This window comes from Nocardia aurantiaca (assembly GCF_009708175.1).
GTDB lineage: Bacteria > Actinomycetota > Actinomycetes > Mycobacteriales > Mycobacteriaceae > Nocardia > Nocardia aurantiaca.
The window spans coordinates 466861-488807 of the sequence record NZ_WMBB01000003.1 but is presented as its reverse complement, the minus strand read 5'-3'; the positions used below and the strand labels follow the sequence as shown (position 1 = coordinate 488807).

The window sequence follows — 21947 nt, the reverse complement described above, 5'->3', positions numbered from 1 at the left end:
GCGGCGGCGGCCCGGTATGGTCCCGGATATGCCCCGCGTCGCGATCGAATACTGCACGCAGTGCCGCTGGCTGCTCCGCGCGAGCTGGATGGCCCAGGAGTTGCTCACCACCTTCGCCACCGACCTGTCCGAAGTCGCCCTCGTCCCCGGTGAGGGCGGTGTCTTCCGCATCACCGTCGACGGCGACCAGATCTGGGAACGCAAGGCCGACGGCGGTTTTCCCGATATCGCCATCCTCAAGCAGCGTGTCCGCGACCGGGTCGCGCCGGACCGCTCGCTCGGCCACGCCGACCAGAAGAACGCCGAACCGGCGAGCTAGCCGCAGCAGCCCCCACCACAGCAGCCGCCACCACCCGACGGGGCCGGCGCGGGGGCGGAGCCGCCGCCGCGGGTGACCGTCCCGAAGGTGGTCAGCAGCTTGACGGTGTCGTCATGGCCTTCCGGGCAGGTCGCGGGTGCGGACGCCTCGGCCATGGGGCGAGTCAGCTCGAAGGTGTCGCCGCAGCCGCGGCATCGATACGCATAGCTCGGCACCTGCCCAGCCTAGACGACTCGCACCGCACCCGGCGGCGCGCTGAGGTCGATCCGACGGCGCACTCCGGGCAACCCAGTACCCTCGGTTTACGGAGTACGAGGAGGTGTGGTGTGAGCACTCGGTTCTTCGACACGCTGCCGGAACAGGATGGCACGCCGGTTGCGCGGACCGTGAACGGTGAGGTGTCCGGCGTGCTGGAGGGCACGGTGGCGGTGTGGCGCGGCCTGCCGTACGGGGCCAGCACGGCCGGGCCCAATCGGTTCCGGCGGCCCCAGCCCCCGCAATCGTGGACCGGCATCCGGGAATGCGTGCGCTTCGGCGACGTCGCTCCGCAGAGTCCGGGCTTCGTGCCCGTCGACGCCAACCTGCGCATGGGCGAGAACTGCCTGTGGCTCAATATCTGGGCCCCGACCGCAGCCACGGACGAACTCCGACCGGTCCTGGTGTGGCTGCACGGCGGCGCGTACTGCTTGGGCACCGCGGCCCAGGCCATCTACGACGGACGACGGCTCGCCGAGACCGGCGACGCCATCGTGGTCGCCGTCAACTACCGGCTGGGTGCGCTGGGCTTCCTCGACCTGTCCTCGCTCGGCGAGGAGTTCACCCCGAATCTGGGCCTGTACGACCAGATCGCCGCCCTGCAGTGGGTACGCGACAATATCGCGGCCTTCGGCGGCGATCCGGGCAATGTCACCATCTTCGGCGAATCCTCCGGCGCGGGCTGCGTCACCGCGCTGCTCACCTCGCCGCTGTCGGCGGGTCTGTTCCACCGTGCCATCGCCCAATCCCCGCCCGCCACCACGGTTTTCGGTCCGGAGCGCGCCGCCGTGGTGGCCAAGCGCTACCTGGAACTGCTGGAACTGTCGCCCGATCACGCGGCCGATCTGCTCACCATGCCGATCGAACGCATCGTCACCGCCGCCGGGACCCTGCTCGACGAAGTGCCGCTGCGCGAACCCGGCCGCCTGGCCGCCGCGCCCGTGGTGGACGGCAACCTGCTCCCCGCCTATCCGAGCGAACGCTTCCGGCAGGGCCGTTCGCACCGGGTGCCGCTGATCATCGGCACCAACAAGGACGAGGCCTCGCTGTTCCGGCTGTTCCGCTCGCCCATCATGCCGGTCACCCCGGACGCCGTGAACGCCATGCTGCGCGGGGTTGCCGCCGAACATCCGGGCCTGTCGCCGGAGCGGCTGGCCGAGATCGCCTCCGCCTACGAGTCCAGCACCCCGCGCGGCGCGCTCACCATGTCCACCGACGCCGCCTTCCGCATGCCCTCGCACTGGGTGGCCGACGCCCACTCCGCGCACTCGCCGACCTGGATGTACCGCTTCGACCACGCCACCCCGATGCTCAAGGCGGCCCGGGTCGGCGCCGGCCACGCCACCGAATTGCCCTACGTATTCGGCAACTTCGGCTCGTTCGACTACGACCCCACCTTCTGGCTGGGCGGACGCAAAGCGGCACAGGAGGTTTCGGGCCGCGTGATGCGCCGTTGGCTGGCCTTCGCCAGGTACGGCGTGCCCGCCGCCATCGATGGATCCAAGCACTGGCCGCCCTACAGCGCCGTGACGCGCACCACCCTGGTCATCGACAATGCGGACCGTGTCATCGACGATCCCGACCGCGATCGCAACACCGTGTGGGGAGATGACGTGGTCGGGTTCTACTGAGCCGCAACCGATCACACGGCAGCGGTGACCCGGCGGCCCAGCCGGGCGGGCATATGCGCGTACCCGTGCAGGGTGTAGAGCGGGCGGCGCTCCGGCGTGCCCGCCAGCGCCAGATCAGGGAAATTGTCGAACAGCGAGCGCAACGCGTACACGCCCTCCATGCGGGCCAGGCTCGCGCCCAGGCAGGTGTGTATGCCGCTGGAGAAGGTCAGGTGTTCGCGGGCATTGGCGCGGGTGATATCGAAGCGATTGGGGTCCTCGAACTTCTTCGGATCCCGGTTCGCGCCCGCGAGCGACATCACGATCACGGCGCCCTCGGGCAACCGGAAGTCACCGACCTCGGTGTCGCACAGGGCGATTCGCGCCGTCATGGTGACCGGTGGATCGAAGCGCAGGATCTCGTCCACCGCCTGCGCCCACAAGTTCGGGTCCGCGCGCAGCATGGCCAGTTGCTCGGGATGCGAGAGCAATTGGACGACGCCGTTGCCGATGAGATTCACGGTGGTCTCGAAGCCCGCGCCCATCAGCAGGCTCGCGGTCGCCTTCAACTCGCGCTCGTTCAGCTCCCCGGCGGTGACCAGGCTGGAGAGGATGTCCTCGCCAGGCGTGCGCCGCAGCGTGGCCAGGTGCTCGTTCAGATACTCGTCCATGACGCCCATGGCCGTATAGGCATCGCGCCACGACCGCCAGGAGATGCCGATGTCCAGCAGCGGGCTGGCGGCGTCACCCCAGCTCAGGAACTCGTCGCGGGAGGCGTGCGGGAAGCCCAGCATCTCGGTGATGATGGCGATCGGCACCTGCTGGGCGAAGGCCCCGACGAGATCGGCGGAGCCGTTCGGCGGCAGCGCGTCCAGCAGTTCGGCGGTCACCGACTCCACGCGGTCGCGCAGGCGGCCGATGGCACGCGGGGTGAACGCCGCCGACACCGACTTGCGGATGCGGGTGTGATCCGGTGGATCGATCATGAGCATGGACGGCGGTTCCACCGGATTCGGCGGAGTCTGCGCGCGCTTGAGCCGATCGCGCAGCCAACCCGGCACATCCACGCCGTCCGGCCCGAACGCGCCGAAGCGGCTGTCGCGCAGAATGGCGCGGGTCAGCTCGTAATCGGCGGTGGCCCAGGTATACGGGTTGTGCACCAGACGGCCGCGGCGGCGAATCTCCTCGATCTGGGGATACGGATCGTGCAGCGCGCCGGCGGTGGTGATCAGTTTCGCGAACGGATTGTCGCGGCGGGCCTGCAGCCGCAGCGCCCACCGCGGCGCACCGTGTTCGACCATCCATCGGGCCCAGTACCGGGGACTCATCATCGCGGGACTCCCTCGTCGTCGGATGGTTCCACGGTACGGAACCCCTCGAGGCCGAGGAACATCCCGAGGAGGGAAACAGACCTCCTACTCCGGTATGAGGCGACCCTCGTAGCTCTCAGCGGCAAGCCCGTGAAACCGCGGGAAATATCCGGGGGACAAGCCCCTGCGACCACGACTCTCCGAGGCCGAGCGTGCGGCCCGCGGGACTTTCGAAGGTGAGCGAGGCAAGCCCCGCGGGTGCGGCGTATTCGGTCAGCGGCGTTGGGCGGTTACTCGCTCCGAGGTGATGCGGCGTTCCTGGGCCGCCGGGTCGGGGTTGGCGACCTGGACCAGGGAGGCGCCCGCGGCCAGGACCGCGACGAAGCCGTCGATCAGTTCGGCCGGGGTGTCCCAAGCGGTCGTGGAGAGAACACGGTCCTCGGCCGTGAAGCCCTGGCGGGCAGCGGATTTGCGGGCCTCATCGAGCACGGCGGAGACCGACGTGCCGTCGAGGGCGCAGCCGATGCCGCGCGGATGGAACTGATCACCGTGGACGCGCACGGAGGTCGCGTAGTCGGTGACGCCGACCGGCAGGTCGCGCACCGGCATGCCCATCGGGTCCAGGGAGAGGGCGGCGACCTCGGCGATGCCCTCGGCCTCATCGATCCGGTCCGCCGTGACCAAGGCCAGCTCGGCGTCCGGGTCGGCGTGCAGCACCACCTCGACGCCGGCCCACCAGCAGCCCAGCAGCACGGCCGCGGTCTGCCAGTGCGCCGGGAGCAGCACCGCGACCCGGGCGCCGGAGGTCAACCCGAACTCGTCGCGAATCATATTGGCGGTCTTGGCCGCCCAGTTGGCCAGCGTCAGCGCGGACAGTTCGATCCGCGCGCCGGTGGCGTCGTCGTAATAGGTGATGCGCGGCCCCGCGGGGTCGCGGGCGAGGATGGGGTCGAGTACCGCTTCGGTGAGGGTCTCGTTCAATTCACGCATTTCGGTCCGTTCGTACCGGCGTCGATGGGTGGGGCGGGCGGCACCGGTGTCGCGGTCGTACTGCTTCCGGAGAAGTCGAACGTGGCGCCGCCGGTCGCCGAACCCGGACCAGAGTAGTCACTCGCCAGCACCACGCGAACCGAACCCTCGGGCAGACCAGCCTGCGCCAGCACCGGCAGCCCGCCCAGCACCTGCGCCACCGCGCGCGCCCTGGGATCGCCCGCGGAGGCCGCCAGCACCCGGCTGCTCTGCACCGGCCCGCCGATCCAGTTGTCCACCGTGCCGGTGCGGAAGCTCTTGGCCGCCAGCGCCTGTGCCGCCTGCGCGGCCAAGCCGCCGGTGCCGGAGGCGTTGTAGACATCGACGGTGACGGTGGACGGGTCCACCCCGCCCTGGCTCGGGGCCTCGTCGTCGCCGACCGCCTTGGCCACGAACCTGTGCACCGCGGCCGGATCCACCCGGACCACGGACTCGCCGTTGTCGGTCCAGCCGTTGAGGTCCTTGACGGGAATGGTCTCGAACTTCACCTGCCCGCCGGACAGGTCCCGCAGCTCGTGCAGGAAGCCGAGCACATCCCAGCCGTCGTCCAGCACCACCGTGCGCCCGACCGCATTGCTGAGTTCGGTCAACCGGCCGGGGCTGGTGAGCATCTTGGCGCTGAGCACCTGATGCACCAGCTGCGCCATGTACACCTGCTGGCGCACGATCCGGTCCAGGTCGCCGCGCGGCAGCTCATGACGCTGGCGCACGAAACTCAAAGCCTGTGCGCCGGAGAGCTTCTGCGATCCCGCCGGGAAGTCCGCGCCCGAAAGCGGTTCGTCCACCGGACTTTTCAGGCACACCTCGACGCCGCCGACGGCATCGGTGAGCAGCACGAAGCCCAGCAGCCCGACCTCGGCGTAATGGTCGACGGTGATGCCGGTGAGGTTGGCCACGCTCTTGACCAGCGCCTGCCGCCCGGCCTGCGTCGACCGGCGATCGGCCTCAGCCGGATCGGCGCCCTTGTCGATCAATTTCTGCTGCGTGGTCGCCTTGGTCACGCCGTACGCGGAGTTGATCTTTCCCATGCCGAGGCCGGGGATGTCCACGTAGGAGTCGCGGGGGATCGAGATGGCGGTCGCCGAGCTGCCGTCGTTGGGCACCCGGATGAGCACGATGGTGTCGGTATTGAGCCCGCCCTCGCCGTCGTCGCCGGCGTGCAGCATGGCCAATTCGTTCGAGGAGAGCGGATTTCCGTGCGCGTCGGTGCGGGAGTCGATGCCGACCATCAGGATGTCGGTCGCGCCGTCGGCCTTGTCGCCGCCGAGCCCCAGATTGCCGATCCGCTCGATGCCCGATATCAGGCGATCGACGCTGTGCCAGCCCAGCCCGGTCACCGTCAGCACCAGCACCGAGATCACGGCCACGAGTACCCGGCGCGCGCCGCCGCGCCCCGGTCGCGATCCCAGAGTGGAGCGCGACGGTAACGGCACGGATGCCCAGCGGTTGTCCGGCAACCCGATCTCCCTTTCGCGTGCTCGGCCGAGCGAACCCCGACGAACGAGGTCGCGTCGATGGAAATACCCCCGCTATGCAGGCTAGTGGCGGTAGCCGTGATGTTGCCGTATCGCCGGCTCCGTGAGTCGTGCGGGGGGCGTGCCAGACTGGCAGCCGTGACCGCCGATGACGTGACCTCGACCACCGATCGACCGCGCCCGGATTCCGCGCGGCTGCTGGTGACGGGTGGGCGCGGTCAGCTCGGCCGCGCACTCACGACCCTCGCGCCCGCCGCACGCGGGCTGGCTCACGCCGACCTCGACATCACCGATCCCGACGCCGTGCGCGCGTTCGTGAATCCCGGTGACGTGCTGATCAACTGCGCGGCCTACACCGCCGTCGACCGGGCCGAGACCGAGGTGGAAGCCGCCTTCGCGGTGAACGCCACCGGGCCCCGCGTACTGGCTCAGGCGTGCGCCGAGAAGGGGGCGCGGCTCATACACCTCAGCACGGACTACGTCTTCCCCGGCACCGGTGCGCACCCGTATGAACCAGACGATCCGACCGGACCGGCGACGGTCTATGGACGATCGAAACTGGCTGGGGAGCAAGCGGTTCTGGAGTTCGCGCCCGACGCGCAGATTGTGCGCACCGCGTGGGTCTACACCGGCGTGGGAGCGGACTTCGTGGCCACCATGCGGCGGCTGGAACGTGAGCGCGACACCCTCACCGTGGTGCGCGACCAGATCGGTTCGCCCACCTACGCGCTCGATCTCGCGGCCGGTCTGCTGGAACTGGCGGGCAAGCCCGGTACACCCCGGATCCTGCATGCCACCAATGCCGGACAGGCCAGTTGGTTCGACCTGGCCCGGGCGGTTTTCGCGGGCCTGGGCGCGGACCCTGAGCGCGTACAGCCCTGCGGCACCGAGGATTTCCCGAGACCCGCTCCGCGCCCGGCATATTCGGTCCTTTCGGGCAATTCGTGGGCCGCCGCGGGTCTAGCTCCCCTGCGACACTGGAAGCTGGCACTGAACGACGCACTGGCCGCCGTCTCCGACTATCCTGGCCCTCCGTGAGCCCCTCGGATTCTGTCGGACAGCCCCCCACCGCGGAGAAAAAACCGCAGCTGGCCGTCGTTACGGTGACCTACTCGCCCGGCGAGCACCTGGAACACTTCATCAGCACGCTGGCCACTGCGACCAGAGAGAAGCCGCAGGTCATCCTGGCCGACAACGGCTCGGTCGACGGCGCCCCGGAAATGGCCGCCGAGGCCAACGCCCATGTGCGCCTGCTGCGCACCGGCGGCAATATCGGCTACGGCGGCGCCATCAACCGCGCGGTCGCCGAGATCGACCCGGACATCGAATTCATCGTCATCGCCAACCCGGACGTGCGCTGGGGCACCGACTCCATCGACGAACTGGTGGCCGCGGCCCGCCGCTGGCCGCGCGCCGGCGCGCTGGGCCCGATGGTGCTCGAGCCGGACGGCAGCGTCTACCCGTCCGCCCGCTCGGTGCCCGGCATCGCCGACGGGGCCGGCCACGCCATTCTCGGCACGATCTGGCCCAAGAACCCGTGGACCCTGCGCTACCGTCAGGACAACGAGGAGATCTCCGAGCGTTCGGTCGGCTGGCTGTCGGGCTCCTGCCTGCTGGTGCGTCGCGCGGCCTTCGACTCCATCGACGGCTTCGACTCCCGCTACTTCATGTACATGGAGGACGTCGACTTCGGTGATCGCATGGGCAGGGCCGGCTGGCACAATGTCTTCGTGCCGTCCGCGGAGGTCACGCACGCCAAGGGCCACGCCGCGGGTCGCCACCCGGAGACTATGCTGCCAGCGCACCACGCCAGCGCCTACCGTTTCCAGGCCGACCGGCATCCGCACTGGTGGCAGGCCCCGCTCCGGGTCGCGCTGAAGGCTGGACTTGCGATCCGCTGCCGGCTTGCGGTTCGATCCGCACTGCGCGAACGTGATCGAAACGAGACTGTTTAACATCGCGGGCGCGCAGTCCTGACAACCTGACAACAGGGGAGAAGATGGCGAACAGCGGTAACACCGCCGGGTCTACGGACGCGGTGATCCTGGTCGGAGGCCAGGGCACCCGCCTGCGTCCGTTGACCTTGTCCGCCCCCAAGCCGATGCTGCCCACGGCCGGTCTGCCGTTCCTGCAGCATTTGCTGGCCCGCATCGCCGATGCCGGCATCACCCATGTGGTGCTCGGCACCTCCTACAAGGCGGAGGTGTTCGAGGAGCACTTCGGCGACGGCTCCGACCTCGGCCTCGAGCTCGAATACGTCACCGAGACCGAACCGCTCGGCACCGGCGGCGGCATCCGCAACGTGCTGCCCAAGCTGCGCGCCGACACCGTCATGGTCTTCAACGGCGACGTGCTCGGCGGCACCGACCTGGGTGGGGTGCTGGAAACCCATCACACCTCCGGCGCGGACGTGACCCTGCACCTGGTGCGGGTGAGCGATCCGCGCGCCTTCGGCTGCGTCCCCACCGATGAGAACGGCCGGGTCACCGCGTTCCTGGAGAAGACCCAGGATCCGCCGACCGATCAGATCAACGCGGGCTGCTACGTCTTCCGGCGCGAGTACATCGAGAAGATCCCCGCGGGCCGTCCGGTCTCGGTCGAGCGCGAGACCTTCCCGTCCCTGCTCGCCGAGTGCGCGCACATCCAGGGTCACGTCGACACCTCGTACTGGCGAGACATGGGCACCCCTGAGGACTTCGTCCGTGGTTCGGCGGACCTGGTCCGCGGCATCGCCCCGTCCCCGGCGCTCCCGGGCCAGCGCGGCGAATCCCTCGTCCACCCCGGTGCGGGCGTCGCTCCCGGCGCGCTCCTCATCGGCGGCACGGTCGTGGGGCGCGGCGCCGAGGTCGGCGCGGGCGCCCGCCTCGACGGCGCGGTCCTCTTCGACGGCGCCCGCGTGGAAGCCGGTGCCACCGTGGAGCGTTCGATCATCGGCTTCGGCGCCCGGATCGGTCCGCGTGCCCTCGTTCGCGATGCCGTCATCGGTGACGGCGCGAACATCGGCGCCCGCTGCGAGCTCCTGCGCGGGGCCCGCATCTGGCCCGGCGTCGACATCCCCGACGGCGGCGTCCGCTTCTCCACCGACGTCTAGCCGGCGCGAAAACCCTTGATCGGCCGTCCATCTTCCGGGATGGGCGGCCGATTACGTTGGCGCGGTGCGGCATTCGCCGCGCGCGCTCACCGATCGGTCCGAATCGGGTGCGACGCGGGTCATGCTGTGACGGCACGTCTTTCGGTGGCGGTGCGCTCGTTCACCAGGAGCAGGCCGGTGGCGGCGACCAGGGCGGCGGTCGCGCCGTGGACGCCGAAAGCCGTTGACGATGAGCCGTCGTGGCGCAGGATGGTGAGCATGTCGCCGGTGGGGATGGTGGCCATGACCAGCATGGCGATGCCGAGCGAGTAACGCTGGCGGGCGGCGAGCAGGGCGACGATGAGCAGGCCGGAGGCGACATCGCGGACGCCCTTGACGTTCAGGAAGTCGGCGGCTTCGCCGGTGGGGGAGACCCGCATGCCGAAGGTGGGCGCCATGGCCTGCGGGTCGGCCAGGTAGCGGACACCGATGTAGGTGATGAAGCCGGCGCCGGTGACGGCCAAGGTGGTGGCGATGCGGGAGGCGAGGCGCGAGGTGAACATGTCCGGTGCTCCAATTGCTAGTGACGCTAACTGATAGAGCAACGCTAACTTATGCGCCGGTAGCTTGTCTAGCGATGCTAGAGTTCTGACCATGAGCGCCATACAGACCCGCAAGGAACGCGAGCGCGCCGAACGCCGACAGCGCATTGTCGACACCGCCCGCGAGATCGCCGAGACCGAGGGCTGGGACGCGGTCACCGTGCGCAAGCTCGCCGACCGCATCGAATACAGCCAGCCCGTGCTGTACAGCCACTTCGCCGGCAAGGATGCCATCGTCTCGGCCGTCGCCGAGGCGGGCTGCGCCGAATTCGCCGCCACCGTACGGCAATTGCGCGCATCCGCCGCAACGCCGGAACAGGCGCTGCGCGCGGTCGCCCAGGGCTACCTCGACTTCGCCCGCGACAGCGCAGCCCTCTACGACGCCATGTTCCTTTTGCGCACCGACCTGAAGTTCGGCCCGGACGCGCCGCAGCCGCTGAAGGACGCCTTCGGTGAACTGCTGCACACCTTCGCCCCCTTCGCCGCGCCGCACGATGTCGAGACCTTCACCGAGGTCGCCTGGAGCGCCCTGCACGGCCTGGCCACCCTGGACCGAGGCGGCCGCCTGCGGCCCGACTTTCGTGACCAGCGACTGGAAATCCTGGTCGCCCAATGGGTTCGCGGAGACTGACCCCGCGGTTGCGCCGCCATCCGCCCGACCCGGCCTAGGCTGAATCCATGGCTGACGCTGTAGTGGTCGGATCGGGTCCCAACGGGTTGGCGGCGGCGGTGATCCTGGCCCGCGCCGGACTCGACGTCGAGGTATACGAGGCGTCCGAAAGCATCGGCGGCGGTTGCCGCACCGGCGAGGTCACGCTGCCCGGCTTCCACCACGACCTGTGCGCGGGCGCGCATCCCATGGCGGTGGCCTCCCCGTTCTTCCGCGCCTTCGACCTGAAGGCGCACGGCGTCGAACTGCTCACCCCACAGGTGTCCTACGCGCATCCCCTCGACGGCGGCCACGCCGGTCTGGCCTGGCAGGACCTCGATCACACCGTGGACGGCCTGGGTCGCGACGGCGGCTCCTGGCGTCGGCTGTTCGGCCCGCTGGTGCGCAAGTGGGAGGACCTGGTCGGCCTGGTCATGTCGGATCTGCGGCATCCGCCCATCGACCCGGCAAGCTTGCTGCACCTGGACCCCGGCGTCGAACTGCGCTTCGCTCGGCGCGTGCTCGAACAGTCGACGCCATTGTGGAATATGCGTTTTCGCGAAGACATCGCCCCGGCCCTGCTGACAGGCGTTGCCGCGCACGCCATCCGGCCCCCGCGCGGAATTCCGGGCGCGGGCGTCGCGATGCTGCTCGGCACCCTCGCCCACGTGGGCGGCTGGCCGGTCCCGCGCGGCGGCAGCCAGGCCATCGTGGACGCCCTCGCCGGTGATCTGAAAACCCACGGCGGCCGCGTCTACACCGGCCATCGCGTCGACTCGCTCGACGAGTTCGACGAGGTCCGCGTGGTTCTGCTGGATGTCGCCCCCGCCGAACTCCAGCGCATCGCCACCTTGCCCGCCCGATACAACTTCGCGCTCAACCGGTTCCGCTACGGCGGCGCGGCCTGCAAGGTCGACTTCGCGCTGTCGGGTCCGGTCCCGTGGCAGGCGAAAGGCTGCGATCGCGCCGGAACCCTGCACCTGATCGGTACTCGCGCCGAAGCCCTCGCCGCCGAGAAGGCCGTGGCCGCAGGCCGTCACGCCGAGCGGCCCTTCGTGCTGGCCATCCAGCCCGGTGTCGTCGACCCCACCCGGGCCCCCGAGGGCAAGCACACGCTCTACACCTACGCCCACGTTCCCAACGGTTCGGTCGAGGATCTCACCGCGGCCGTCACCGCGCAGGTCGAACGCTTCGCCCCCGGGTTCCGCGAGCTGGTCCTGGCCACCCATGTCCGCACCGCCGCCACCATGCCCGCTCACAACCCGAACTACATCGGCGGCGATATCTCCGCGGGCGCGATGACCCTGCGCCAGACCCTCTTCCGCCCCGCACCCCGCTGGAATCCGTACTCGACCCCGCTGCCCGGCGTCTATCTGTGCTCCTCGGCCACCCCGCCCGGTCCCGGAGTGCACGGCATGAACGGCTTTTTCGCCGCCCGCCACGCGCTGCGCACCGAGTTCGACATCCGCAACGATCCGCTCGAGCTGCTGACCGACCACTGGCGAATCTGATTGCCGCGCCCCCGGGCGCCCGGTCGGACCCGCGGTTCGTGGTCCGCTGGGATCGCCGACTACCGCTGAACCGGTTGTGTCCGATACAGATCCGGTTCCAGGTAGATGACCCGGGCCGCCGGGACCTCCGCGCGCACCCGGGCCTCGGCATCGTCGATGGCGGTCGCGATATCCGCGATCGCCAGGCCGGGCACGATGGAAACCTTTGCCGCCACCAGCATTTCCTCCGGCCCCAGGTACTGGGTGCGCAGGTGGATGACCCGGTCGATGTGCCGGTCGTCGACCAGCGCGGTCCGGATCTTGGCGTCCTCCTCGGGAGTCGCGCCCTCACCGATGAGCAGGCTCTGCATCTCGACGATGAGGATGACGGCGATGACGCCGAGCAGCAAGCCGATGGCCAGTGTGCCCACGCCGTCCCACACCGGATCGCCGGTGATCATGGTCAGGCTGATGGCCGTGAACGCGAAGATCAGGCCGATGAGCGCGCCCGAATCCTCCAGCAGCACCACCGGCAGTTCCGGATTGCGGGAGTTGCGGATGAACCGCCACCAGCTCGAATTGCCCCTGAGCGGCTTGGATTCCCGCATGGCGGTGATGAAGCTGAAGCCCTCGAGCCCGATGGCGATGCCGAGGATCACGATCGCGACCAGCGGACTGGACAGCTCCTCGGGGTGCTGGATCTTGTGGATGCCCTCCCACACCGCGTACAGCGAGCCGAGCGCGAAGATGACCAGCGCGACCACGAACGAATAGAAGTACCGATTGCGCCCGTAGCCGAAGGGGTGCAGCTGGTCGGCCTCCTGCTCCGCGCGCCGCTGCCCGAGCAGCAGCAGCGCCTGATTGGAGGTGTCGGCCACTGAGTGCACCGCCTCGGCGAGCATGGACGCCGATCCGGTGATGGCCGCGCCGACGAATTTGGCTGCCGCGATACCGGCGTTCGCGCTCAGCGCCGCCAGGATGGCCTTCTTACCGCCGCCCGCAGACAATGAACCGCCCTTTCCCGAACCGATGTCCGTTTTGCCCTAAACGCGTGTGATCGGGAGAGCCTACAGTCCGACCGTCACTCCTCGCCGACCGCGGCGCAGAACAGCTGCGCCGAACCGTCCGCGTCATCGTCTCCGGCGACCGCCCGCGCGCGAATCCCGCCGTCGGCGGCCGAGATCCACGCCGCGTGCCCGCGTTCCACGATCAGTTCGTGGTTGCCCTGGGACAGCTTCACCCGTCCGCGCGTGACCAGCGCGATCACCGGCCCCGATTGCACCGCCCGCACCGGCTCGGCGCCCGCGGCCAGTTCGAAACGGCTCAGCGCGAATTCGGGCGCGGGCGTGTGATAGCGGAAGACGCTGTCCGACACCCGCTGCGCCTCCACGATGGGCAGGTCCAGCGGCTCGAAGTCCAGCACCCGCAGCAGCTCCGGCACATCCACGTGCTTGGGGGTGAGCCCGCCGCGCAGCACGTTGTCGGAGTTGGCCATGATCTCCACGCCCACCCCGCGCAAATACGCGTGCAGGTTCCCGGCATCCAGGAACAGTCCCTCGCCGGGCTCGAGCGTGATGCGGTTGAGCAGTAGCGCCGCCAGCACTCCGGCATCGCCCGGATACGCCTCGGCGAGCTCGAGCGCCGTGCGCACCTCGGCTACGAACTCCTTGCCGTTGCTCCGGGCCTCGGACAGATACCGCACACAGCCGTCGAGCACCTTGGGCAGCAGCATGCTCAGGCTGCCCTGCGGCAGCGCGATCCAGGTGGTGAACAGGGTGCGCAGCCCCGCCGAGTCGGGCTGGGCGGCAAGCAGTTCGGCGTACTGGCTCAGCTCCGGCACGCCCAGGGCCTCGAGCAGCTGCACGGTCCGGCGCGGATCGCGGAACCCGGCCAGCGCCTCGAAACGGTCCAACGCCACCACGAGCTCGGGCTTGTGGTTCTCGTCGCGGTAATTGCGCATGGGAGAGTCGATGGCGACCCCACTGTGGTTCTCCCGCGCGAACCCGGCCCGGGCCTGTTCGATGCTGGGGTGCGCCTGCAGTGAGAGCGGCTCCTCGGCGGCCAGGATCTTCAGCAGGAACGGCAGCCGTCCGCCGAATTCGCCTGCCACCGGCCCGAGCTCGTGCTGCGGGTCGGCGTTGACCAGCGCCAGCAGGGATTCGCTGTGGCCGTTGATCTGTACGCGCGCCGGATCGGCGGGGTGTGCGCCGAACCAGAGTTCGGCTTCCGGGTGTGCGGACGGGACCGGTCCTCCGCGCAGCTGAGCGAGCGCGGTGCGCGAACCCCAAGCGTAAGAACGCAGCGCACCAACGAGTTCGTGCACTAGTAATTGCCCCCGTCGTAGGGTCCCGGTCCGGTGGCCGGGCGGGAACCGAGTAGTCGGAGATAGGCGGCCGCCATCTCCAGCCGAAGTGCGAGTACCGCAAGCCTTTCCAGCTCGCCGCTCTGGGTGGCGGGCGCGGTCGGCCCGGGCGCCTCAGCACTCGCGGCGCCGGCCGCCTCGGTGTCCACGGTGATCAGGTCGGTGTCGACCAGTCCGGCGTCGGAGCCGAACACGGCGAGCCGCCGGCGCACCGCCGCCTCGTCCGAATCGGCGCTCACCACGAATACGCGCACCTGCTCCACCGGCACCGGCCCGTCCAGCTGCTCGTCGTGGAACAGCGGATCGAATCCGGGCGCGGCGATCCCGGCGGCGCCGACCAGCTGGGCATGCGCCGCAACGGCTTCCGACAGCGTGACGGCCGTGGCGGTCTGCCCGGCCGTAGCCAGCAGCACCTCGGCGCCGTGCTCGGCGAGCGCGGCGGCGGCGCCGGAATCACCGGCCAGCACCAGGCGCTTGCGTTGCCGCATTCGGGTGGCCAGGGTCTTGGCGGGATTGTGGAAAACCTCGTTCTGCGGGCCGTCGCGCAGCGCCTCCTCATCGAGCAGGTCTGCGAGAGCGTTCAATTCGGGCACCAGCGGCCCGGTGCGATGTGGGTCGATGGTGGTCAGCACGGCCATGCCCGCCGCCAGATAGCGCAGCATGCGATTGTGGTCGAGAACTCGCACCCGCGGCGCGAGAACAGTGGCGCGCCCGGCGGCCGCCGCCCGGACGGGTCCCTCGTCCGGTGCCGCGACGATCACTTCGGCACCCCGTCGAAGCGCTCGGTCCACCGCCTCGGACAGCCGCGGATCACCCGCGTCGTCACCGGCGACCAGCACCACGTCCAGCGGCCCGACCCACGGCGGGATCGACGTCGCCGGCACCAGCGGCATACTCGTGCGATCACCCAGGGCCGCGATCAACAATGAGGCCGCGCGCGCGGCGCGTCCGCTGCCCGACACCAAGACCAGACTGCGCGGCCGCAGATCGGTCAGTCGGGATAGCGCATCCTCGGAAAGCGCCGCGGCGGTTGCCCTTACCTGGGCTCCCCCCGATGCGGCGGAGCGCAAGACACCCCCGGCGTCCGCCGCCTCCAGCGAGGCGACGTCATCGAGGTCGAGTACCGGTGTCCCAGCGATCATCGGGCGTTGCCACCTCCCCTCATCGGGTCACCAGACGCTGGTGAATCCAAGCTCTGTGATTCCACTATTCCAGTCAGGCGCGGACGATGCTCAGGATCTCGGTTACGAGTGCGTCTACTTCCTCCTGCGAACGCGCCTCGACGTTGAGCCGCAGCAGCGGTTCGGTATTGGAGGCGCGCAGGTTGAACCACGCGCCGTCGGCGAGCTGCACGGTGACGCCGTCCAGCCGATCGACCGATTTCGCTCGCTTGCCGAAGGCCTCCAGCACGGCGGTGGTCCGTCCCGCGGCATCCGCCACTGTCGAGTTGATCTCCCCGGAGGCCGCATATGTCGCGTAGGCGGAGGCCAGATCCGACATCGGGCGGTCCTTCTCGCCCAGGGCGGCCAGCACGTGCAGGGCCGCGAGCATGCCGGAGTCGGCGCCCCAGAAGTCGCGGAAGTAGTAGTGGGCCGAGTGTTCGCCGCCGAAGATCGCACCGGTGGCGGCCATCTGCTGCTTGATGAACGAGTGGCCGACACGGGTGCGCACCGGAGTGCCGCCCAGCTCGGTCACCAACTCCGGCACCGCCTTGGAGGTGATCAGGTTGTGGATGACGGTCGCGCCCGGTTCCTTGGTCAGCTCGCGCTCGGCGACCAGACCGGTGATGGCCGACGGCGAGACCGGGTCGCCCTTCTCGTCCACCACGAAGCAGCGGTCCGCGTCGCCGTCGAAGGCCAGGCCGAGGTCGGCGCCGGTCTTGCGGACGTGGTCCTGCAGATCCACCAGGTTCTTCGGATCCAGTGGATTGGCTTCGTGATTGGGGAAGGTGCCGTCGAGTTCGAAGTACAGCGGCTCGATGGTGAACTGCGGCAGCGTGCCCAGCACCGCGGGCACGGTGTAGCCGCCCATGCCGTTGCCGGCGTCCACGGCGATGCGCAGCGGGCGCGAACCGCTCAGGTCCACCAGCTTGTGCAGGAACTCGGCGTAGGCCGAGAGCAGGTCCTCGCGGGTCTCGCTCCCACGCGGGCCGTCGAAGGCCGGGACGCCCGCGATGACTTCCTCGGTGATGGTGGCCAGACCGGTGTCCTGGCCGACCGGCAGCGCCTTGGCGCGGCACAGCTTGATCCCGTTGTACTCGGCCGGATTGTGGCTGGCGGTGAACATGGCCCCGGGGCAGTCCAGGTGGCCGGAGGCGAAGTAGAGCTCGTCGGTGGAGGCCAGGCCGATGTGCACCACATCGAGTCCCTGGGCGAGCGTGCCGTCGGCGAAGGCGGCGGCCAGTTCCGGTGAGGAGTCGCGCATATCGTGACCGATGACGATGCGCTGGGCGCCCTCGGCGCGCATCAGCCGGGCGAAGGATCCGGCGACGTCCCGGACGAAGTCCGCGTCGATCTGTTCGCCGACCACTCCGCGAACGTCGTATGCCTTGATGACTGCTTGAACTGACTCGGCGGACCGGGCAACTGTCATGGGGACCACCCTAATAGCAGACTCCGGCGACGACTGACTTCCCCCGCCCCCTGCCGTCTGGACCACTGATTTCGTGAGGCGAGGGTAACTCGCCGGGTACGTCCGAGATGGGCAGCGCACCCCACCGCGGCGGGGAATGCCAACCGTTCACGGCTCTCGGCTGCCCGCTGAAGCGAGGGGAGGCGGAATCGTTCACGGCTCCCGGCCGCCCGTTCAACTCTCGGAGAGTCGGTCTGGCGGGTCGGGTAGGACGCGTAGATGGCCGCGTCTGCCGGTGCGACCCGCGCGGGTCGGGCGCTGCGGGGCGGGAGCGTACTCGGTATAGCCACGCGGATCGGGTTCTGGTGCGCGGCGGCGCAATCCGGCCTCACGAACGGCTTCGGCGAGCGCGGTGAGATCGTCGTCATCCGGGGTCGAGGAGGAAAACCCGCCCTCATGACGGACCAACTCCCATCCCTTGGGCGCGGTGATCCGGGAGGCGTGCGTTTCACACAGGTCCCAGGAGTGCGGCTCGGCGACCGTGACCAGTGGACCCACGACCGCCATCGAGTCGGAGTACACATAGGTCAGCGTCGCGACGGCCGGGTTCTTGCAGCCTGGACGGCAGCAACGACGCATGGGGATCACGCCATGCAGGGTAACCCCCCTCACGCGGTCGTGGACACAGACACGCTCAATGAACCCCGTCTCACTCGTGCCATGAGGGCCTCGGGTACCTGTGCGCTTGCGTGTCGCAAGCGGGTCGCGAGGGTGTCGCGGAGGCGTCGCCGCGCCGACCGCCGGGCCCCGCGAGCCGGGTGCGCGCACCCGCTCGGGGCAAGGGTTAGATTCAAGGTATGACCCGTTCACGTAAGAGGCGGCCGCCCACCGCGCGGTCGATCATCCGTCGCGGGCGGGGTGTGCGCGGGCCGATGCTGCCGCCGACGGTGCCGGCCCGGCGCACCCGCGGCCAGGAGTTCGACCGGCTGGTTCTGGAGGCCTTCGCGCCGCTGGAGAGCCGCTGGCACGAGCAGCTCACCAAGCTCGACATCGCGGTCGACGATGTCCCGAAAATCCGTCCGCTGCACCCGGATTCGGTCACCTGGCCGGAAGAGGTGGTGGCCGACGGACCGGTGCCGCTCTCACGCCTGATCCCGGCCGGTGTGGACCGCTACGGCATGGCCACCCGCGCCCGAGTCGTACTGTTCCGCAAGCCCTTGGAGCTACGGGCACAAGATCCCGACGATCTGGTCGACCTGCTGCGCGAGGTGCTCGTACAACAGATCGCGACCTACCTCGGGGTCGAACCCGACATCATCGACCCCGAGCCGGAGTAACGCCGAAGTCGTTGGCGGCCTTGCTTTTCCAGGTGGTGCCGCCTTCCGGCCGTGATCGAAGGCTCTCCCCGTCATTCCGGCGTGCTCTCGGCCGGAATCCAGCACGACCCGTGGATCCCGGCCGAACACGCCGGGATGACGAGGGGAACTTCTGTCCGGCCCCTAGATGATGCCGCGCTTCAGGCGGCGGCGCTCACGCTCGGAGAGGCCGCCCCAGATGCCGAAGCGCTCGTCGTTGGCGAGGGCGTACTCGAGGCACTCGTCGCGGACCTCGCAGCCCATGCAGATGCGCTTGGCCTCGCGGGTCGAGCCGCCCTTTTCGGGGAAGAACGCCTCGGGGTCGGTCTGGGCGCATAGCGCCCGTTCCTGCCACTGTTCGGCTTCGGTCATCATGCGACCGCTGCGCGGGAAAGTGTCGAGCGTGTCCTCACCACCGGTGACGATCAGGCTCAGCCGCGGTGGTTCGGGCTGGTAGGCAGCTCGCGCCCACTGTCCGCCCCCTGGCCGCGCGTTCGTCATCGGTTCACCCCCCTCGTATCCGATCCGATCGTCGGCGCAGAAACCAGGTGCTGCGCCAGTCGTGGAATCGGTTTGCGATACACCGCCCGGAATGCCCGACGGGGCCAGCTCTTCGGCCATCGCTCCGCCTCCTCACTGTGTGTTAGCGCAGAATGATTAATCCGCCGGAGCCGATCCCACCGACGGCCCAACACCGCGGCGTAGTCCCGCGGCCATCCCCGAGCTTGACGTCACTCCGGTGCGAACACCTGTTCGAAAACCCGTCCGCGCCTTGCACTCTCACGCGGACCCGGAATGACATGCTTGTGATTAGACACGCCGGTAGCGGCGATGGTCAAGCTGCCGAAGCAATTCCGTTACCATCTGTGACCCCTTCCAGACGCGTTCTCGCAGTTCAAATAGCAAATTCGTAGCAAATGGACTGCGGGCCATCTTCCCGCTCCGACCGCATAGGCTGTGCGGATGTGACTCGAGAACAAGCGGACACCGCGCCCGGCACCGGGCTGCGGATCGCCGTCCTGGTCGGCGGAGTCGGCGGCGCGCGGTTCCTGATGGGCGTGCGTGAACTGCTGCCCGGAGCCGACACCACGGCCATCGTCAATGTCGGTGACGACGTCTGGATGCACGGACTGCGCATCTGCCCTGACCTGGACACCTGCATGTACACCCTGGGTGGCGGCATCGATCCGGAGCGCGGCTGGGGGCATGCGAACGAGACCTGGAACGCCAAGGAGGAGCTGGCGAAATACAAGGCTCAGCCTGATTGGTTCGGGCTGGGGGATCGCGATATCGCCACCCATCTCATCCGCACCGAAATGCTGCGTCAGGGATACCCGCTCTCGGCGGTCACCGAGGCGCTCTGCAATCGATGGCAACCGGGTGTGAAACTGCTTCCGGCAACCGACGATCGATGTGAAACACATGTCGTAATCGGCGACCCGGAGAACCCTGGCGAACGCCGCGCGATCCATTTCCAAGAGTGGTGGGTTCGATACCGGGCCAATGTCGAGACCCATGGATTCGTGACTATTGGGGCAGATGCCGCCAAACCGGCTCCCGGTGTGACAGAGATCATAGATTCGGCCGATGTGATCCTGCTCGCTCCGTCGAACCCCGTCGTGAGCGTGGGCGCCATCCTCTCCGTTCCGGGTATTCGGGGCGCACTGCGCACAACGGCTGCGAAGGTGATCGGACTGTCCCCGGTGATCGGCGGAAAACCGTTGCGCGGCATGGCCGACGAGTGCCTCTCGGTGATCGGTGTGGAGACCACCGCCGAAGCGGTCGGCAACCACTACGGCGCGCGCTCGGGCACCGGCATCCTGGACGGCTGGCTCGTCCACACCGGCGACACCGCCGACATCCCGGGCGTCGAGGTACGCAGTGTCCCGCTGCTCATGACCGACCCGGCCGCGACCGCCGACATGGTGCGCGAGGCCCTCGATATCGCGGGAGTCAAACCGTGACAACGGATTCCATCCAGGCGCTGGGCGATCACGCGTCCGGCGGCGAACTGCGCATCCTGCCCATTCCGGGCTTGCCGGAATTCCGGCCGGGCGACGATGTCGCGGAAGCCATCGCGGTACAGGCGCCCTGGCTGCAGGACGGCGACGTGCTGGTGGTGACCAGCAAGATCATCTCCAAGGCCGAGGGCCGCATCGTGACCGTGCCCGGCGATCCGGACGAGCGCGACGCCGCCCGTCGGCGGCTGGTGCTCGAGGAGTCGGTGCGAGTCCTCGCGCGCAAGAACCGCACGCTCATCACCGAGAACCGGCTCGGCATCGTGCAGGCCGCCTCCGGGGTCGACGGCTCCAATGTGGAACAGGGCGAACTGGTCCTGTTGCCGGAGGATCCGGACGCCAGCGCCAAGGCGCTGCGCACCGCGCTGGCCGAACGCCTCGGCGTGCAGGTGGCCGTGGTCATCACCGACACCATGGGCCGGGCTTGGCGCAACGGTCAGATCGACGCCGCCATCGGCTCCTCGGGCATCCGCGTGCTGCACGACTACAACGGCGCGGTGGACAGGCAGGGCAATGAACTGCACGTCACCCTGGTCGCCGTGGCCGACGAACTGGCCGCGGCCGCGGATCTGGTGAAGGGCAAGCTGGGTGGCGTCCCGATCGCCGTGGTGCGCGGGCTCGACTACACCGACGACGGGTCCACCGCCGGTGACCTGCTGCGGCGCGGCGAGGACGATCTGTTCTGGCTGGGCACCGAGGAGTCGATCGACCTCGGCCGCAAACAGGCGGTGCCGCTGCGGCGTTCGGTGCGAAAGTTCGCCGAGACGCCGGTGGCCCCGACGATCATTCGCGAGGCCGTCGCCGCCGGGCTCACCGCGCCCGCGCCGCACCACACCCGCCCGGTGCGCTTCGTCTGGCTGCGCAAGCGCGGCCTGCGCGCGCAGCTGCTCGAGGCCATGGCCGAGCAGTGGCGCACCGACCTGACCGGTGACGGCCGCACGCCGGAGAGCGTGGAGAAGCGGGTTGCGCGCGGCCGCATCCTCTTCGACGCCCCCGAGGTGATCATCCCGTTCTGCGTGCCCGACGGTGCGCACGACTATCCGGATGAGCGCCGCCGCGCCGCCGAGAAGACCATGTTCACCGTCGCGGTGGGCGCGGCCGTGCAGGGGCTGCTGGTCTCGTTGGCCGTGCGGGGCGTGGGCAGCTGCTGGATCGGGTCGACCATCTTCGCGCCCGAGATCACCCGCGAGGTGCTGGGCCTGGAGGCGGACTGGAATCCGCTGGGGGCCATCGCCATCGGGTATCCGCTCGAGGAGATCGCTCCGCGCCAGGTGCGCGAGCCCGGCCTCGGGCTCGTCGAGCTGTGAGCGCGGAGTCGCTGCACGAATCGGCGACGGAACTGCTCGAAACCTGGTCCCCGGCACAAGGGCCGGAGCAGTCCCTCCGGGAGGCCATGCTGGCGTTCCTGGGTTCCGCGCCGCGCGGGTGCCTGCGCGAGCACGCGGCCGGGCACATCACGGCCTCGGCCATCGTGTTCTCCCACGACGAGCGCGAGGTGCTGCTGACCCTGCACCCGCGGGTAGGCCGGTGGATCCAACTGGGCGGGCACTGCGAGGAATCCGATCATTCGGTCGCGGCCGCTGCCTTCCGCGAGGCGACCGAGGAGTCGGGCATCGACGGCCTGGTGCTCGAGCCCGGCCTCTATGGCGCGCAGGCGCATCCCATCACCTGTTCGCTGGGCCTGCCGACCCGCCACCTGGATCTGCTGTTCAAGATCACCGCGCCGGAAGGCGCTGTGCCCGTGCGCAGTTCGGAGTCCACCGACCTGCGCTGGTGGCCGGTGGCCGGCCTGCCCGCGGATTCCGACGTGCTGTTGCGCTGACCGCCACGGG

22 protein-coding genes are annotated in these 21947 nt (G+C 69.4%); 11 read left to right on the top strand and 11 right to left on the bottom strand.

Annotation, left to right across the window (positions count from 1 at the left end; genetic code table 11):
• Nucleotides 1–28: 28 nt before the first annotated feature.
• Entirely contained in the window at nt 29–319 is a 291-nt protein-coding gene (locus tag GLP40_RS08370) for a SelT/SelW/SelH family protein (protein ID WP_154787212.1), read from the top strand.
• Here the strand turns inward: GLP40_RS08370 and GLP40_RS08365 are convergent.
• Complete coding sequence (locus GLP40_RS08365; protein WP_328289864.1) at nt 316–534, bottom strand: FmdB family zinc ribbon protein; 219 nt, start codon at nt 532–534, stop codon at nt 316–318. The genes GLP40_RS08370 and GLP40_RS08365 overlap by 4 nt on opposite strands.
• Nucleotides 535–645: 111 nt before the next feature.
• Between GLP40_RS08365 and GLP40_RS08360 the strand changes: the two genes are divergently transcribed.
• Complete coding sequence (locus GLP40_RS08360) at nt 646–2205, top strand: carboxylesterase/lipase family protein (protein WP_407671552.1); 1560 nt, start codon at nt 646–648, stop codon at nt 2203–2205.
• Between the two features lie 11 nt (nt 2206–2216).
• On the opposite strand, the gene GLP40_RS08355 is transcribed toward GLP40_RS08360, so the two are convergent.
• From GLP40_RS08355 to GLP40_RS08345, 3 genes are all read right to left on the bottom strand, one after another.
• Entirely contained in the window at nt 2217–3512 is a 1296-nt protein-coding gene (locus GLP40_RS08355; protein ID WP_154787370.1) for a cytochrome P450, read from the bottom strand.
• Between the two features lie 255 nt (nt 3513–3767).
• Complete coding sequence (locus tag GLP40_RS08350; RefSeq protein ID WP_154787210.1) at nt 3768–4484, bottom strand: TIGR03089 family protein; 717 nt, start codon at nt 4482–4484, stop codon at nt 3768–3770.
• Nucleotides 4472–5932, bottom strand: coding sequence for an LCP family protein (locus tag GLP40_RS08345; protein WP_154787369.1), 1461 nt, complete (start codon nt 5930–5932; stop codon nt 4472–4474). The genes GLP40_RS08350 and GLP40_RS08345 overlap by 13 nt, the downstream gene beginning before the upstream one ends.
• Before the next feature lie 204 nt (nt 5933–6136).
• Here GLP40_RS08345 and rfbD point away from each other — a divergent pair, with 204 nt between their 5' ends.
• Genes rfbD through manB form a run of 3 tightly spaced genes read left to right on the top strand, consistent with a single transcriptional unit; the run spans nt 6137 to nt 9089 of the window.
• On the top strand, nt 6137–7036 hold the full coding sequence (rfbD, locus tag GLP40_RS08340) for a dTDP-4-dehydrorhamnose reductase (RefSeq protein WP_328289863.1): 900 nt from the start codon (nt 6137–6139) through the stop codon (nt 7034–7036).
• Nucleotides 7033–7953 carry a glycosyltransferase family 2 protein gene (locus GLP40_RS08335; RefSeq protein WP_328289862.1) on the top strand — a complete coding sequence of 307 codons (921 nt, stop codon included), beginning with the start codon at nt 7033–7035 and terminating at the stop codon, nt 7951–7953. Before rfbD ends, GLP40_RS08335 begins: the two co-directional genes overlap by 4 nt.
• Before the next feature lie 44 nt (nt 7954–7997).
• Entirely contained in the window at nt 7998–9089 is a 1092-nt protein-coding gene (gene manB / locus GLP40_RS08330) for a mannose-1-phosphate guanylyltransferase (protein WP_154787208.1), read from the top strand.
• Nucleotides 9090–9208: 119 nt separating this feature from the next.
• On the opposite strand, the gene GLP40_RS08325 is transcribed toward manB, so the two are convergent.
• Complete coding sequence (locus tag GLP40_RS08325; RefSeq protein WP_154787207.1) at nt 9209–9631, bottom strand: DUF4267 domain-containing protein; 423 nt, start codon at nt 9629–9631, stop codon at nt 9209–9211.
• A 91-nt stretch (nt 9632–9722) separates the two neighbouring features.
• On the opposite strand from GLP40_RS08325, the gene GLP40_RS08320 reads away from it, so the two are divergent.
• Nucleotides 9723–10301 carry a TetR/AcrR family transcriptional regulator gene (locus GLP40_RS08320; RefSeq protein ID WP_154787206.1) on the top strand — a complete coding sequence of 193 codons (579 nt, stop codon included), beginning with the start codon at nt 9723–9725 and terminating at the stop codon, nt 10299–10301.
• Nucleotides 10302–10348: 47 nt separating this feature from the next.
• A complete protein-coding gene (locus GLP40_RS08315) occupies nt 10349–11830 on the top strand; it encodes a phytoene desaturase family protein (protein ID WP_154787205.1) in 1482 nt (493 codons plus the stop codon).
• Nucleotides 11831–11889: 59 nt separating this feature from the next.
• On the opposite strand, the gene GLP40_RS08310 is transcribed toward GLP40_RS08315, so the two are convergent.
• The 5 genes from GLP40_RS08310 to GLP40_RS08290 form a co-directional block, all read right to left on the bottom strand.
• Nucleotides 11890–12816 carry a cation diffusion facilitator family transporter gene (locus GLP40_RS08310; RefSeq protein ID WP_154787204.1) on the bottom strand — a complete coding sequence of 309 codons (927 nt, stop codon included), beginning with the start codon at nt 12814–12816 and terminating at the stop codon, nt 11890–11892.
• 74 nt (nt 12817–12890) lie between these two features.
• A complete protein-coding gene (gene manA / locus GLP40_RS08305) occupies nt 12891–14132 on the bottom strand; it encodes a mannose-6-phosphate isomerase, class I (RefSeq protein ID WP_328289861.1) in 1242 nt (413 codons plus the stop codon).
• Nucleotides 14132–15313: a tobH protein gene (locus GLP40_RS08300; RefSeq protein WP_154787203.1), complete on the bottom strand. Its 1182-nt coding sequence runs from the start codon at nt 15311–15313 to the stop codon at nt 14132–14134. The genes manA and GLP40_RS08300 overlap by 1 nt, the downstream gene beginning before the upstream one ends.
• A 73-nt stretch (nt 15314–15386) precedes the next feature.
• Nucleotides 15387–16763, bottom strand: a complete 1377-nt coding sequence (locus tag GLP40_RS08295) for a phosphomannomutase/phosphoglucomutase (RefSeq protein WP_154787202.1) — start codon at nt 16761–16763, stop codon at nt 15387–15389.
• Between the two features lie 213 nt (nt 16764–16976).
• The gene (locus GLP40_RS08290) at nt 16977–17390 is read right to left on the bottom strand and encodes a DUF3499 domain-containing protein (RefSeq protein ID WP_328289860.1); all 414 of its coding nucleotides are present in this window, start codon (nt 17388–17390) and stop codon (nt 16977–16979) included.
• Nucleotides 17391–17599: 209 nt separating this feature from the next.
• Here GLP40_RS08290 and GLP40_RS08285 point away from each other — a divergent pair, with 209 nt between their 5' ends.
• Complete coding sequence (locus tag GLP40_RS08285) at nt 17600–18079, top strand: metallopeptidase family protein (RefSeq protein WP_196054580.1); 480 nt, start codon at nt 17600–17602, stop codon at nt 18077–18079.
• 162 nt (nt 18080–18241) lie between these two features.
• Here the strand turns inward: GLP40_RS08285 and GLP40_RS33200 are convergent, their stop codons facing one another.
• On the bottom strand, nt 18242–18472 hold the full coding sequence (locus tag GLP40_RS33200; RefSeq protein WP_196054592.1) for a WhiB family transcriptional regulator: 231 nt from the start codon (nt 18470–18472) through the stop codon (nt 18242–18244).
• Between the two features lie 629 nt (nt 18473–19101).
• Here GLP40_RS33200 and cofD point away from each other — a divergent pair.
• Genes cofD through GLP40_RS08265 form a run of 3 tightly spaced genes read left to right on the top strand, consistent with a single transcriptional unit; the run spans nt 19102 to nt 21937 of the window.
• A complete protein-coding gene (gene cofD, locus GLP40_RS08275; protein ID WP_196054591.1) occupies nt 19102–20061 on the top strand; it encodes a 2-phospho-L-lactate transferase in 960 nt (319 codons plus the stop codon).
• Nucleotides 20058–21422: a coenzyme F420-0:L-glutamate ligase gene (locus GLP40_RS08270; protein ID WP_328289859.1), complete on the top strand. Its 1365-nt coding sequence runs from the start codon at nt 20058–20060 to the stop codon at nt 21420–21422. The genes cofD and GLP40_RS08270 overlap by 4 nt, the downstream gene beginning before the upstream one ends.
• Nucleotides 21419–21937 carry an NUDIX hydrolase gene (locus GLP40_RS08265; protein WP_328289858.1) on the top strand — a complete coding sequence of 173 codons (519 nt, stop codon included), beginning with the start codon at nt 21419–21421 and terminating at the stop codon, nt 21935–21937. The genes GLP40_RS08270 and GLP40_RS08265 overlap by 4 nt, the downstream gene beginning before the upstream one ends.
• Nucleotides 21938–21947 lie beyond the last annotated feature (10 nt).

Bases quoted from the DNA above. Each gene is read 5' to 3' on its own strand.
- GLP40_RS33200 (WP_196054592.1), bottom strand. From the start codon at position 18,472: ATGATGACCGAAGCCGAACAGTGGCAGGAACGGGCGCTATGCGCCCAG.
- GLP40_RS08370 (WP_154787212.1), top strand. From the start codon at position 29: ATGCCCCGCGTCGCGATCGAATACTGCACGCAGTGCCGCTGGCTGCTC.
- manB (WP_154787208.1), top strand. From the start codon at position 7,998: ATGGCGAACAGCGGTAACACCGCCGGGTCTACGGACGCGGTGATCCTG.
- GLP40_RS08300 (WP_154787203.1), bottom strand. From the start codon at position 15,313: ATGATCGCTGGGACACCGGTACTCGACCTCGATGACGTCGCCTCGCTG.
- GLP40_RS08355 (WP_154787370.1), bottom strand. From the start codon at position 3,512: ATGAGTCCCCGGTACTGGGCCCGATGGATGGTCGAACACGGTGCGCCG.
- GLP40_RS08315 (WP_154787205.1), top strand. From the start codon at position 10,349: ATGGCTGACGCTGTAGTGGTCGGATCGGGTCCCAACGGGTTGGCGGCG.
- GLP40_RS08320 (WP_154787206.1), top strand. From the start codon at position 9,723: ATGAGCGCCATACAGACCCGCAAGGAACGCGAGCGCGCCGAACGCCGA.
- GLP40_RS08285 (WP_196054580.1), top strand. From the start codon at position 17,600: ATGACCCGTTCACGTAAGAGGCGGCCGCCCACCGCGCGGTCGATCATC.
- GLP40_RS08350 (WP_154787210.1), bottom strand. From the start codon at position 4,484: ATGCGTGAATTGAACGAGACCCTCACCGAAGCGGTACTCGACCCCATC.
- GLP40_RS08325 (WP_154787207.1), bottom strand. From the start codon at position 9,631: ATGTTCACCTCGCGCCTCGCCTCCCGCATCGCCACCACCTTGGCCGTC.
- GLP40_RS08295 (WP_154787202.1), bottom strand. From the start codon at position 16,763: ATGACAGTTGCCCGGTCCGCCGAGTCAGTTCAAGCAGTCATCAAGGCA.